Origin of the sequence: Bradyrhizobium valentinum (assembly GCF_001440405.1) — a bacterium.
GTDB lineage: Bacteria > Pseudomonadota > Alphaproteobacteria > Rhizobiales > Xanthobacteraceae > Bradyrhizobium > Bradyrhizobium valentinum.
The window spans coordinates 14,821-27,089 of record NZ_LLXX01000213.1 but is presented as its reverse complement, the minus strand read 5'-3'; the positions used below and the strand labels follow the sequence as shown (position 1 = coordinate 27,089).

13 protein-coding genes and 1 pseudogene are annotated in these 12,269 nt (G+C 63.2%); 6 read left to right on the top strand and 8 right to left on the bottom strand.

What is annotated here, in order from left to right:
* A pseudogene (locus CP49_RS37100) lies at nt 1–185 on the top strand (tRNA (N(6)-L-threonylcarbamoyladenosine(37)-C(2))-methylthiotransferase MtaB); the annotation flags it as partial.
* A gap of 153 nt (nt 186–338) precedes the next feature.
* On the opposite strand, the gene CP49_RS37095 reads toward CP49_RS37100, so the two are convergent.
* The gene (locus CP49_RS37095; protein ID WP_245311060.1) at nt 339–974 is read right to left on the bottom strand and encodes an RluA family pseudouridine synthase; all 636 of its coding nucleotides are present in this window, start codon (nt 972–974) and stop codon (nt 339–341) included.
* Between the two features lie 157 nt (nt 975–1,131).
* On the opposite strand from CP49_RS37095, the gene ftsY reads away from it, so the two are divergent.
* Nucleotides 1,132–2,076, top strand: a complete 945-nt coding sequence (ftsY, locus tag CP49_RS37090; RefSeq protein ID WP_057855059.1) for a signal recognition particle-docking protein FtsY — start codon at nt 1,132–1,134, stop codon at nt 2,074–2,076.
* Entirely contained in the window at nt 2,076–2,678 is a 603-nt protein-coding gene (locus CP49_RS37085; RefSeq protein ID WP_057855058.1) for a septation protein A, read from the top strand. Before ftsY ends, CP49_RS37085 begins: the two co-directional genes overlap by 1 nt.
* A 183-nt stretch (nt 2,679–2,861) precedes the next feature.
* On the opposite strand, the gene CP49_RS37080 is transcribed toward CP49_RS37085, so the two are convergent.
* The 6 genes from CP49_RS37080 to ccmA form a co-directional block, all read right to left on the bottom strand.
* On the bottom strand, nt 2,862–3,221 hold the full coding sequence (locus tag CP49_RS37080) for a ComEA family DNA-binding protein (protein WP_057855057.1): 360 nt from the start codon (nt 3,219–3,221) through the stop codon (nt 2,862–2,864).
* A gap of 275 nt (nt 3,222–3,496) precedes the next feature.
* Nucleotides 3,497–4,096: a DsbE family thiol:disulfide interchange protein gene (locus CP49_RS37075; RefSeq protein ID WP_057855056.1), complete on the bottom strand. Its 600-nt coding sequence runs from the start codon at nt 4,094–4,096 to the stop codon at nt 3,497–3,499.
* Nucleotides 4,093–4,275, bottom strand: coding sequence for a heme exporter protein CcmD (ccmD, locus tag CP49_RS37070; RefSeq protein ID WP_057855055.1), 183 nt, complete (start codon nt 4,273–4,275; stop codon nt 4,093–4,095). The genes CP49_RS37075 and ccmD overlap by 4 nt, the downstream gene beginning before the upstream one ends.
* A gap of 1 nt (nt 4,276) precedes the next feature.
* Nucleotides 4,277–5,008, bottom strand: coding sequence for a heme ABC transporter permease (locus tag CP49_RS37065; RefSeq protein WP_057855054.1), 732 nt, complete (start codon nt 5,006–5,008; stop codon nt 4,277–4,279).
* Nucleotides 5,009–5,116: 108 nt separating this feature from the next.
* Nucleotides 5,117–5,785, bottom strand: a complete 669-nt coding sequence (gene ccmB, locus CP49_RS37060) for a heme exporter protein CcmB (protein WP_057855053.1) — start codon at nt 5,783–5,785, stop codon at nt 5,117–5,119.
* 286 nt (nt 5,786–6,071) lie between these two features.
* Nucleotides 6,072–6,674, bottom strand: coding sequence for a heme ABC exporter ATP-binding protein CcmA (gene ccmA, locus CP49_RS37055; protein ID WP_057855052.1), 603 nt, complete (start codon nt 6,672–6,674; stop codon nt 6,072–6,074).
* A gap of 224 nt (nt 6,675–6,898) precedes the next feature.
* On the opposite strand from ccmA, the gene acnA reads away from it, so the two are divergent.
* From acnA to CP49_RS37040, 3 genes are all read left to right on the top strand, one after another.
* Nucleotides 6,899–9,619, top strand: coding sequence for an aconitate hydratase AcnA (acnA, locus tag CP49_RS37050; RefSeq protein WP_057855051.1), 2,721 nt, complete (start codon nt 6,899–6,901; stop codon nt 9,617–9,619).
* A 165-nt stretch (nt 9,620–9,784) separates the two neighbouring features.
* Nucleotides 9,785–10,546, top strand: coding sequence for a DUF1223 domain-containing protein (locus CP49_RS37045; RefSeq protein WP_057855050.1), 762 nt, complete (start codon nt 9,785–9,787; stop codon nt 10,544–10,546).
* 649 nt (nt 10,547–11,195) lie between these two features.
* Nucleotides 11,196–11,567: a DUF2794 domain-containing protein gene (locus CP49_RS37040; protein ID WP_057855049.1), complete on the top strand. Its 372-nt coding sequence runs from the start codon at nt 11,196–11,198 to the stop codon at nt 11,565–11,567.
* A gap of 101 nt (nt 11,568–11,668) precedes the next feature.
* Here the strand turns inward: CP49_RS37040 and CP49_RS37035 are convergent, their stop codons facing one another.
* Nucleotides 11,669–12,208, bottom strand: a complete 540-nt coding sequence (locus CP49_RS37035) for a GNAT family N-acetyltransferase (protein WP_057855048.1) — start codon at nt 12,206–12,208, stop codon at nt 11,669–11,671.
* Between the last annotated feature and the right edge of the window lie 61 nt (nt 12,209–12,269).

The following is a 12,269-nucleotide window of genomic DNA, read 5'->3' as shown; positions in this document are numbered from 1 at the left end:
CGGGCGAGGCCGCATTGCAGCGGCGGCTGGCGGCAGAAGTCGGCGCGACGCGTCAGGTGCTGATCGAGAGCGCGACGCAGGGACGCACCGAACATTTCCTGCCGGTTGCGATCAATGGCGAAACACCGGGCGCGGTACGAACGCTTGCGATCACTGGACATGATGGCGCGCGGTTGACGGTATGATCCACAAACTCCGTCGTCGTCGCCCGGCTTGACCGGGCGATCCAGTACGCCGCGGTCTCTCGGCTCATCACAGATGTTTCTGGAATACTGGATCATCCGCGTTCGCGGATGATGACAGCGGTGGTTGGGGCGCCGTGCTTACCCGCGAACCGACTACTCCCCGTTCCACCCGCACTTTCGCAGCCGCTCGCGCATATGTTCCGGCGCCGGTGCCACGATGCGCACCGGCTCCTTGTTCTTCGAAATCGGAACCACGATCTCGCGGGAGTGCAGGTGCAGGATCGGTTCGCCGAAGCGCGGGCCGTTGCCGTAAATATTGTCGCCGACGATCGGCCAGCCCATCGCTGACGTGTGCACGCGCAATTGGTGGGTGCGGCCGGTTACCGGTTCCAGCGCCAGCCAGGCGAGGCCATCGCTGCGGCCACACACTTTCCAGCTGGTGACGGCCTTCTGCCCCTCCGGATCCGGCTTCTGCCACCAGCCGCGCTCGGCGTTGAGCCGGCCCAGCGGCATATCAATGGTGCCTTCGTTCTCGGCAGGCCCGCCCTCGACCACGGCCCAATAGGTCTTTCCGACCTTGCCGTGCTTGAACAAAAGGCCGAGCGACGCGGTCGCCTTGCGATGGCGTCCCAGTACGAGACAGCCTGACGTGTCCTTGTCGAGCCGGTGCGCCAAAACCGGTGGGCGCGGCAGGCCGAATCGCAAACCGTCGAAAGAGGCTTCCAGATTGGCGCCGCCCTTGGGGCCGCGGTGCACCGGCAGGCCGGCGGGCTTGTCGATGACCAGCATGAGCCCGTCGCGATGCAGTACGCGGGCCTGGATTTCATCTGCCGTTAATGCCCGGACATCAAGGGAGGTCCGGGGCACATCAAGGGATGGCCCGGGAACATCAAAGGATTTGTTGTGACTTCCGCTCATGGCGCGAAACCGCTAACACGTCCCCGACATGAGCGATACCACTCCCGGAACTCCCAAGCTGAGCTGGTGGCGGCGGCTTTCGAGCGGCCTGAAGCGAACCTCTGGTGCGCTCGGGTCGGCCGTTGCCGACCTCGTCACCAAGCGCAAGCTCGACCGCGCTATGCTCGACGATATCGAGGATGTGCTGCTGCGCGCCGATCTCGGCACCGCGGTCGCGGTACGGATCGCGGACGCCGTCGGCGCCGGCCGCTATGACAAGGCGATCTCGGCCGACGAAGTGAAGACGGTGGTTGCGACCGAAGTCGAGAAGGTGCTGGCGCCGGTAGCAAGGCCGCTGGAAATCGACGCGGCACAAAAGCCGTTCGTCATTCTCGTGGTCGGCGTCAACGGTTCCGGCAAGACCACCACGATCGGCAAGCTCGCCGCGAAACTCAGCGCCGAGGGCCGCAAGGTCATGCTGGCGGCCGGTGATACGTTTCGTGCCGCGGCGATCGAGCAGCTCAAGGTCTGGGGCGAGCGCACCAGGTCGCCTGTCATATCAGGCGCGCAAGGATCGGATTCGGCGAGCCTTGCCTTCAACGCGCTGAGCGCGGCGAAGGAACAGAAGCTCGACGTGCTGCTGGTCGATACCGCCGGGCGTTTGCAGAACAAGGCCGAGCTGATGAATGAACTCGAGAAGGTCGTTCGCGTCATCAAGAAGGTCGATACGTCGGCTCCGCATGCGGTGCTGTTGGTGCTCGACGCCACGGTGGGACAAAATGCGCTGTCGCAGGTCGAGGCATTCCATCGTACCGCTGGCGTCACCGGCCTCGTGATGACGAAGCTCGACGGCACCGCGCGCGGCGGCATCCTGGTCGCGCTGGCGGAGAAGTTCAAACTGCCGGTGCACTTCATCGGCGTCGGCGAAGGCATCGACGATCTCGCGCCGTTCACCGCACGGGATTTCGCCAACGCGATTGCAGGAATTGAGTAATGGATAAGAAAGTACCGCATCCACTGTTCAAGCTTGCGACCGAGCTTGGCCCACTTCTCATCTTTTTCGTCGCCAACGCCAAGTCCAATTTGTTCATCGCCACCGGCGTGTTCATGGTGGCGGTGCTGGCTGCAATGGTTGCGTCATACATGGTGACGCGGCATGTGCCGATGATGGCCATCGTCACGGCGGTCGTTGTGATCGTGTTCGGCGCGCTGACGCTGATCCTGCATGATGAGACCTTCATCAAGATGAAGCCGACCATCGTCTACACGCTGTTCGCCGCCATTCTCGCTGGCGGCCTGCTGTTCAACCGCTCCTTCATCGCCATCATGTTCGACCAGATGTTCAATCTCACCCCGCACGGCTGGCGCATCCTGACCATGCGTTGGGCGGTGTGGTTCTTCGCGATGGCGGTGCTGAACGAGATCATCTGGCGCACGCAAAGCACCGACTTCTGGGTCGCCTTCAAGGTGTTCGGCATGGTGCCGCTGACGATGCTGTTTGCCGTGACGCAGATGCCGCTGATCAAACGCTATCATCTGGAGCCGGCTTCGCTGGAGGTCAGCGAGGCGGAAGCGGGTGACGTGAGCAAGGGGTGAGTTCTGGCGCTGCTCTGCTCCCTCGCCCCGCACTTGCGGGGAGAGGGTTGGGGTGAGGGGCTCTCTCGTCGAAGAAAGTCTTGCTTGTGGTGAGCGCCTGCCCGGCCCCTCACCCGAAATTCCCGCTTCGCGCGAATTTCGACCTCTCCCCGCAAAGCGCGGGGAGAGGTTAAAGAAAGCGCCTCAGCTCTTCTGCTTGGCGATGATCTTGTCCTTGATCTTGTCGTAGGTCGCCTGCGGGACGATGTTCTTCTGCACAAGCTCATCCTTGCCCTTGTACGGGCGGCCCTTGATGATCTTCTCCGAATAGGCCTTGCCGACGCCCGGCAGCGCGTCGAGCTGGTCGGCGCTCGCGGAATTGATGTCCAGCAACTCCGCCTTCGGCGCGGGCGCCATCTTCGACTCCGAGGCCTTCGGCGCAGGAGCCATCTTGCTGTCGGATTTGGGCGCGGGCTGCGCGGTCTGGGCCATCGACGGCGTTGCCGTCAGCAGCCCCAGGGTCAGCGCAGTGGCGAGAAGAGAAGCGAGCGTGGAATGACGCATATCGTTGTCCCTCCCAGGACGGTTTAAGTAACCCCATCAAGCTAGCTGCGAATTCATGGCTGCGCCATGGCTGCAAAATGAACGATAGATAAAACTGGAAATTTATTTGTCCCTCATGGTGAGGAGCGCGTCTTCGCGCGTCTCGAACCATAGAGCCCCAATGCCGCCATCCTTCGAGACGCCGCGGAGCCTGTCATCGGGCGCGCGTTCGCGCGACCCGTTGGCGGCTCCTCCAGCGACAACGGCGAAGCCGTTGCGCGGGGATGAGGACCTTTTCAACTTCCCGTTCTCAACGCCTTCTCGATCTCGACCTTGAGCACGCTGTCGAGATTGGTCGGCGTCACCGGTCCGACCAGCTTATACAGAATCGTCCCGTCGCGGCCGACCACGAAAGTTTCGGGCACGCCGTAGACGCCCCATTCGATCGAGCCGCGGCCGTTGCCGTCGACGCCGACGGCGGTAAATGGATTGCCGTAACGGCCGAGGAAGCGTCGGGCGTTATCGGGAGAATCCTTATAGTTCATACCGACGATCTGCAGCCGCGTGTCCTTGGCCAGCGCGGTCAACAACGGCGCCTCGTCGTGGCATGGCACGCACCAGGAGGCCCAGACATTGACGACGGAGACCTTGCCCTTGAACATCGCGGGGTCGAGCCCGGGGACCGGCGCCCCGTTATGGGTTAGGCCTTCTAACGCCGGAAGCGCGGTTTGCGGTGCCGGGCGGCCAATCAGCGCGGAGGGGATTCTGGCGGGATCGCCGCCATAGAGCCGCAGCAGGAAAAGTCCGGCGACGGCCATGAAACCGACCAGCGGCAGCGCCACAAGCCAGCGCCAGCGGCGCGGCGGCCCATCCGATGTTGTGGGCGGCGCGGTCATCGGATGTCCGTCGCCTGGCGGCCGGAGCGCCGGGTCACGCCGCTGGCCTCGAGTTCGCGCAGGCGCTCCTTCTGGCGGCGATAGTCGAGCGCAACCCAGCCGATCAGGATCAGCACGATCGCCGCCACCAGCGCGTAGGAGGTCACGACAAACGAAGCATAGGGTCCGAGCGACGTCACGTCACGCCGCCTGTTGGCTGGCTTGCATCATCTGCAAGCTGCGCACGCGGCGGCGCAGGATCTCGTTGCGCATCGCCGCCAGGTGCAACGTCACGAACAGCAGCGAGAAGCCGACCGCCATCACCAGCAATGGAATCAGGAACGCCTTGTCGAGCGAAGGGCCGCCCATTCGCAGCACGGCCGCCGGCTGATGCAGCGTGTTCCACCAGTCGACCGAGAATTTGATGATCGGCAGATTGATCGCGCCGACCAGCGTCAGGACGGCAGCAGCCCGCGCCGCCCGCGACGGATCGTCCACCGCGCGCCACAGCGCCATCAGGCCGAGATACATCAGGAACAGAATCAGCACCGAGGTCAGCCGCGCATCCCATTCCCAATAGGTGCCCCACATCGGCCGTCCCCACAGCGAGCCGGTGACCAGTGCCAGAAACGTAAACGCCGCGCCGATCGGGGCGGCGGCCTTGGCTGCGACATCGGCGAGCGGATGCCGCCACACCAGCGTGCCCAGCGCCGCCAGGCTCATCACGCCCCACACGAACATCGCAAGCCACGCATTCGGGACGTGGACGAACATGATTTTCACGGTGGCGCCCTGCTGATAGTCGTCGGGCGCCATCGCGGCCTGATAGAAGCCGACCAGCAGCAGGATCGCGGTCGCGCCCGCCAGCCACGGCAGCACGCGCGCTGTCAGCGACAGGAATTTGGTGGGATTGGCAAGGTCGATCAGTGTCATGGCATCCTGATAGTCGTCAGCAGCGGGGCAGGCAATGCGGCTTGGTTTGTTTCATATGGCCTTCCGCGAGAGTTGATCGGCGTCAAGTCATTGTCAGTCCAGGCCATGTCAGTCCAGGCCATGCCGCAGGCTGGCCGCCGCCGCGAACGGCCCGACGACGAGACTGACCAGCGAGAGCGCGCACAGGATCGAAAACGGTGTTCCAAATGACAGCGGACCTGATATGGCCGCCTGCGACGCCGCAACGCCGAAGATCAGGACCGGGATCGACAGCGGCAGCACCAGCACCGCCAGCAAGAGGCCGCCGCGATGGAGTGTCACGGCGAGCGCCGCGCCGATCATCCCCGTGAAGGTCAGCGCCGGCGTTCCCACCAGCAGCGTCAACGCCACCGCCGAGGTCGCAGCGGCGTCGAGATTGAGCAGCAGCCCGAGCGCGGGGGTGGCCACGATCAGCGGCACGCCGGCGGCAAGCCAGTGGGCCAGCGCCTTCGCGGCACAGGCCAGTTCCAGCGGCGCCCGGCCCATCACGATCAGGTCGAGCGAGCCGTCCTCGTGGTCGGCCGTGAACAGGCGGTCGAGCATGAGCAGGCTTGCCAGCAGCGCGCCAAGCCAGAGGATCGCGGGCCCCAGCCGCGTCAACAGCGCCAGGTCGGGCCCGATCGCGAACGGCATCAGCACGGTCACTGTGAGGAAGAACAGCACGCCGATCAACGCGCCGCCGCCGACGCGAAGCGCGATTTTGATGTCCCGGCGAATCAGCGCGGCGAGGGCGGTCATGCGGGACCTCTTATTACGCGCGTACGTTGTGAACTCCGCAGCAGCGGCGCGTACAGGTAGCTCCCTCCCCCCTTGCGGGGGAGGGCGGGGGAGAGGGGTGGCCCCGGAAAAGGTGTTCGATAGGTGTGCTCGTTGCGAAAGATCCAATCGAGAGAACACGTCGTGGGATACCCCTCTCCCTGACCTCGAGAGCGAGCTTCGCTCGCCTCGGACCCCGCAAGGGGGGAGGGAACGGAGAGAGTCATGACGTGGCGAAAGCCCATTTGAGGAGACATAGACTCCACAATCATTTCCCGCCCCCCATCCGCAGTTCCCTGGCCCCAATCCCGAGCGGGGCGTGCGTGGCGGCGATGATGATGCCGCCGCCGGCGAGGTGGTCGCGCATGATGCCCACGAAAAGGTCCTGCCCGGCGGTATCGAGCGCCGAGGTTGGCTCGTCCAGGAGCCAGACCGGCCGGCGCACCACCAAGAGGCGCGCGATCGAAAGCCGCCGCCGCTGGCCCGCCGACAGGTACGCCGCCGGCAGATGCGTGGCGTGGCCGAGCCCCACCGCGGTGAGGCACTGGCTGACGTCGCCGACCTTGCCGCCCAGAAAATCCCGCCAGAACGATAGGTTCTCATGCACGCTCAGCGCAGGCTTCAGCGCATCGCGATGGCCGAGATAGTGGGATTGCTCCGGCAAAGTCAGCTCGGCCTCGCCGCCTTCCAGGACGACCGACCCGCCGGCCGGCACCAGGAGACCCGCGATCAGGCGCAATAGGGAGGTCTTGCCGGAGCCGTTCGGACCGACCACGGCCAGCACCTCGCCGGAAGAGGCTTCGAAATCGAGCCCGGAGAACACGCCGCGGCCACCCCTGATACAGTCGATTTGGCGCCCGGAGAGCCGCATTTGCTTCGTCACAGCCCTCTGAAATTGATGGGTACCGCGTCAGAATTTGTGGGTACCGCATTGCTGCAGCACGCTTGTCGGTGTGGCGGCGCTTCTAGAAAGATTCTATAAGCCCGGAACTTGATGCAGCACACAATCGGCGGCTGCAAGCCGATAGGTCAGCCTAACGCCGACGGTGTTTAAATACCCTTACCGGGTATAACTAGGATTTGGGATTTCCTGACATGACCTCGCTCGACAGCTTCAAATGCCGCAAGACCCTCAAGGTCGGCAGCAAGACCTACGTTTATTACAGCCTGCCCGCCGCCGAGAAGAACGGTCTGAAGGGAATTTCCAAGCTGCCCTACTCGATGAAGGTGCTTCTGGAAAACCTGCTGCGCAACGAAGACGATCGCACGGTCAAGAAAGAGGACATCGTCGCGGTTTCGAAGTGGCTGCGGAAGCGCAAGCTGGAGCATGAGGTAGCGTTCCGTCCGGCGCGCGTCCTGATGCAGGATTTCACCGGCGTGCCGGCGGTGGTCGATCTCGCCGCGATGCGCAATGCGATGCAGGCGCTCGGCGGCGATGCCGAGAAAATTAACCCGCTGGTGCCGGTCGATCTCGTCATCGACCACTCCGTCATCGTCAACTTCTTCGGTGACAACAAGGCGTTCGGCAAGAACGTCGTCGAGGAATACAAGCAGAACCAGGAACGCTACGAATTCCTGAAATGGGGCCAGAAGGCGTTCTCGAATTTCTCCGTGGTGCCGCCCGGCACCGGCATCTGCCATCAGGTCAATCTCGAATATCTCGCGCAGACGGTGTGGACCAAGAAGGAGAAGATGACGGTCGGCAAGAAGACCGGCACCTTCGAAGTCGCCTATCCGGATTCGCTTGTTGGCACCGACTCGCACACGACAATGGTCAACGGCCTCGCCGTGCTCGGCTGGGGCGTCGGCGGGATCGAAGCGGAAGCCTGCATGCTCGGCCAGCCGCTGTCGATGCTGCTGCCGGAAGTCGTCGGCTTCAAGCTCAAGGGCCAGCTCAAGGAAGGCGTCACCGCGACCGACCTCGTGCTGACGGTCACGCAGATGCTGCGCAAGCAGGGCGTGGTCGGCAAGTTCGTCGAGTTCTTCGGCCCCGGCCTCGACTATCTCTCGGTCGCAGACAAGGCGACCATCGGCAACATGGCGCCGGAATATGGCGCGACCTGCGGCTTCTTCCCGGTCGACGCCGCGACCATCGATTATCTCAAGACCTCGGGCCGCAAGGCTGACCGCGTCGCACTGGTGGCGGCCTACGCCAAGGCGCAGGGCTTGTTCCGCACGGCGAAATCCGCCGACCCGGTGTTCACGGAAACGCTGACGCTCGATCTCGGGGATGTCGTGCCGTCGATGGCCGGCCCGAAGCGTCCCGAAGGCCGCGTCGCACTGCCCGCCGTTTCCACCGGCTTCGCCACCGCACTCGCCGGCGAATACAAGAAGCCGGAAGGCGCCGACAACCGCTATTCGGTCGAGAACCGTGATTTCGATCTCGGCCATGGCGATGTGGTGATCGCGGCAATCACTTCCTGCACCAACACCTCGAACCCGAGCGTGCTGATCGGCGCGGGCCTCTTGGCGCGCAATGCCGCCGCCAAGGGCCTGAAGGCCAAGCCGTGGGTGAAGACCTCGCTGGCGCCGGGCAGCCAGGTGGTTGCGGAATATCTTTCCAATTCCGGACTGCAGAAGGATCTCGACAAGGTCGGCTTCAATCTGATCGGCTTCGGCTGCACCACCTGCATCGGCAACTCAGGCCCGCTGCCGGAAGAGATTTCGAAGTCGATCAACGACAACGGCATCGTTGCCGCTGCCGTGCTGTCGGGCAATCGCAACTTCGAAGGCCGCGTCTCGCCGGACGTGCAGGCGAACTATCTGGCGTCGCCGCCGCTGGTCGTAGCTTACGCGCTGGCCGGCACGGTGACCAAGGATCTCGCGGTCGAGCCGATCGGCACCGGCAAGGACGGCAAGCCGGTGTATCTAAAGGACATCTGGCCGACCACGAAAGAGATCAACGCCTTCATGAAGAAGTACGTGACGGCTACGATCTTCAAGAAGCGCTACGCCGACGTGTTCAAGGGTGACACCAACTGGCGCAAGATCAAGACGGTCGAGAGCGAGACCTATCGCTGGAACATGAGCTCGACCTATGTGCAGAATCCGCCTTACTTTGAAGGCATGAAGAAACAGCCGGATCCGATATTGGACGTCGTCGATGCGCGGATTCTGGCGATGTTCGGCGACAAGATCACCACTGACCACATCTCGCCGGCCGGCTCGATCAAGCTGACTTCGCCGGCCGGAAAATTCCTCTCGGAGCACCAGGTGCGTCCTGCCGACTTCAACCAGTACGGCACGCGGCGCGGCAATCATGAGATCATGATGCGCGGCACGTTCGCCAACATCCGCATCAAGAACTTCATGCTGAAGGGCGCCGACGGTAATATTCCGGAAGGCGGGCTCACCAAGCACTGGCCCGACGGCGAGCAGATGTCGATCTACGATGCGGCGATGAAGTACCAGGCGGAGCAGGTGCCGCTGGTGGTGTTTGCCGGCGCCGAATATGGCAACGGTTCGTCGCGCGACTGGGCGGCGAAGGGCACGCGGCTGCTCGGCGTGCGCGCCGTGATCTGCCAGAGCTTCGAGCGCATCCACCGCTCCAACCTGGTCGGCATGGGTGTGTTGCCGCTCACCTTCGAGGACGGCACGTCGTGGATGTCGCTTGGCCTCAAGGGCGACGAGAAGGTGACGATCCGGGGCCTGCAGGGCGACCTGAAGCCGCGTCAGACCCTGACGGCCGAGATCGTGTCCGGCGACGGTTCGCTGCAGCGCGTGCCGCTGCTTTGCCGCATCGATACCCTCGACGAGCTCGAGTACTACCGAAACGGCGGCATTCTGCATTATGTGCTGCGCAAACTCGCGGCCTGACGCGGATTTGTGATCAGTGCCTCACTGCGAAGTGAGTAGCGAGCAGGAAGAAGGCGGCCTATGACAAGGCCGCTTTCGCGCGTCTGGGGTACGCTTTGAGGCACTCACTTGGGATCAAATCATGCCCCGTACAAATACGGATGAACACAACCATCGGTCTGCAGTATGACAGCGATGATGGCTTATAATTGTATCTCGCGATGGTCCGGTGCGCTCGGCGTTTGCGCAATCATCGCCGTCATCCGCCCAGCCCATGCCGAGCCGCGCGCGGTGGTTGAATTGTTCACCTCGCAAGGCTGCTCGTCATGTCCTCCGGCTGACCAGATCATCGGCGAACTCGCCAAGGATCCGTCAGTGATCGCGCTTAGTCTGCCGATCGACTATTGGGATTATCTCGGCTGGAAGGACACGCTGGCGGACAAGCGGTTCAGTGCGCGTCAGAAAGCCTATTCGCAGGTACGCGGCGATCGCAATCTCTATACGCCGCAGATGATCGTCAATGGTTCGACGCAAGTGATCGGCAGCGATCGCGCCGGCATCGAAGGCGCGATCATGAATACAAGCAAGGCCGACGGCGTGATGTCGGTGCCGGTGACGATGACACTGTCCGGCAAATTGCTCAATGTCTCGGTGGCCGCCAGCAAGGAGCCGACCGTGGCGCGCGGCGAAGTCTGGATCTGTTCGATCTCGAAGGCGATACCGATCATGATCGGGCGCGGCGAGAATCGTGGCCAGGAGGTCACCTACTACAATGTGGTGCGTAATCTCGTGAAGGTCGGCGACTGGAACGGCAGTCCGGGAAACTGGACCGTGCCGCTTGAAAATATTTCCCGAGAGGGCGTCGATGCCGCGGTCGTCTATGTCCAGGACGGCAACCGCGAAAAGCCGGGCCCGATGCTCGGCGCCGCCTATACCGAGCTGCGCTGACCAGCGCTCGTGTAGCGCGTAGCCCGGATGGAGCGAAGCGCAATCCGGGAGGGCTTTCTCCACCCGCGTGATTCGCTTTCTCCGCCCAGGTGATTCCCGGATTTCGCGGAGCCTGTCATCACTACGCGAGCGCAATTGCGCTCGTCGCTGGGCGCGCATTCGCGCGACCCGGCGGCTCCATCCGGGCTACGCTGCGCTGCTGAAGATTCAAATTGGGTGTCGCGGCAGCGGCAAGGCCGGAGTTGCGCGTGGCATCTGCCAGAGCAGACCCTTAAAACGAAAAAGGACCAACTTTCGTTGGCCCAGTATCGGGATTAACTCCCTTCTGCGAACAGGCCCGATCCCGACGGCCCCGGGGGGCTGGGGGCTGAGGAATCCGGAACCGAAAGGACCGGGCCAACGCAGGATTATCTTTTCTCAATCTAGCGGGGCGGGCGGTGGGCGGAAGTAGGGCAGCAATAAGATTCCGCTAACGATCCCGTGAATCGATATTTCCGCCATATCGGGTCATCCGCCGCAGTTTCCTTTGTATTTACAGCCCCCTTGCGGCGTCCTGCGGTTAGCGCGATCATGTAAATCAGGCATGCTCCCGAAAAGTGGGGACCGGTTTTCGGAACGAGAGCATGCCTGAGATGACAGGAGGCGCTCCATGAGCTCGATATCGGAGGACACTGATCCAAACGCGAGCCGCGCGGTGGCGCGCGCCGCCACTGCAGCCCCGCCGCCAAATCGTGTCACGTTCAATCGTCTCGAACTCAACCGTATCCTCAATTTGTATGGGCGCATGGTCGCCGACGGCGAGTGGCGTGACTACGCCATCGACTTTCTGAAGGACCGTGCGGTGTTTTCGGTATTCCGCCGCGCCTCCGAAGTTCCGATCTACCGCATCGAGAAAGATCCGCGGCTCGCGCGCAAGCAGGGCATGTACAGCGTGATCTCGGCGACCGGGCTGATCCTGCGCCGCGGCCACGAACTCGAACGCGTGCTGCTGGTGATCGACCGCAAGCTGGCGCTGGTTTAATCGGCCGGGCCCATTCTACTTTGCATGGGGTTGTTTTCGCGATTTTGAGTTCGTAGCCCGGATCGAGCGCAGCGCAATCCGGGCTACAGGTCTGGCTAAGCCTAAGCCGTCTCATCCTTCGGCAAGGTCGTCGCGCCTTCGCCCAGCGCGCGCTGCATCATCACGGTATCGAGCCAGCGGCCGAACTTGAAGCCGACATTGGGATGCGTCCCGATCATCTGGAAGCCGCATTTCGTGTGAACGCCGATCGAGCCGGCGTTGGCGGAATCGCCGATGACGGCGATCATCTGCCGGTAGCCGCGCGCCTCACACTCGGTGATCAGCCGCTGCATCAGTTGCAGGCCGATGCCGCGCCGGTGAATGGCGGGCTGCAGGTAGACCGAATTCTCCACCGTGAAGCGGTAGGCCGGCCGCGGGCGGTATGGGCCGGCATAGGCATAGCCGATCACCCGCCCTTCGACCGCGGCGACGAAATAGGGAAAGCCGCCGTCCGCCAGCGCCCTGAAGCGCCGGGTCATCTCGGCGGGATCGGGCGGGATCAGCTCGAACGTCGCGGTTCCGTAGCGCACGGCGTGTTCATAGATGGCGGTGATAGCGGGCAGGTCGGCCTCGGTGGCGGGCCGGATTTCAGGTGCGGACATGCGGAAAAGATATCAGCAGACAAATATCTGGATCAACGCACTTTCCGTCATGCCCGGGCTT

Coding starts and splice junctions, on each gene's coding strand:
- CP49_RS37095 (WP_245311060.1), bottom strand. CDS start 974: ATGCTGGTCATCGACAAGCCCGCCGGCCTGCCGGTGCACCGCGGCCCC.
- ftsY (WP_057855059.1), top strand. CDS start 1,132: ATGAGCGATACCACTCCCGGAACTCCCAAGCTGAGCTGGTGGCGGCGG.
- CP49_RS37085 (WP_057855058.1), top strand. CDS start 2,076: ATGGATAAGAAAGTACCGCATCCACTGTTCAAGCTTGCGACCGAGCTT.
- CP49_RS37080 (WP_057855057.1), bottom strand. CDS start 3,221: ATGCGTCATTCCACGCTCGCTTCTCTTCTCGCCACTGCGCTGACCCTG.
- CP49_RS37075 (WP_057855056.1), bottom strand. CDS start 4,096: ATGACCGCGCCGCCCACAACATCGGATGGGCCGCCGCGCCGCTGGCGC.
- CP49_RS37065 (WP_057855054.1), bottom strand. CDS start 5,008: ATGACACTGATCGACCTTGCCAATCCCACCAAATTCCTGTCGCTGACA.
- ccmB (WP_057855053.1), bottom strand. CDS start 5,785: ATGACCGCCCTCGCCGCGCTGATTCGCCGGGACATCAAAATCGCGCTT.
- ccmA (WP_057855052.1), bottom strand. CDS start 6,674: ATGCGGCTCTCCGGGCGCCAAATCGACTGTATCAGGGGTGGCCGCGGC.
- acnA (WP_057855051.1), top strand. CDS start 6,899: ATGACCTCGCTCGACAGCTTCAAATGCCGCAAGACCCTCAAGGTCGGC.
- CP49_RS37045 (WP_057855050.1), top strand. CDS start 9,785: ATGACAGCGATGATGGCTTATAATTGTATCTCGCGATGGTCCGGTGCG.
- CP49_RS37040 (WP_057855049.1), top strand. CDS start 11,196: ATGAGCTCGATATCGGAGGACACTGATCCAAACGCGAGCCGCGCGGTG.
- CP49_RS37035 (WP_057855048.1), bottom strand. CDS start 12,208: ATGTCCGCACCTGAAATCCGGCCCGCCACCGAGGCCGACCTGCCCGCT.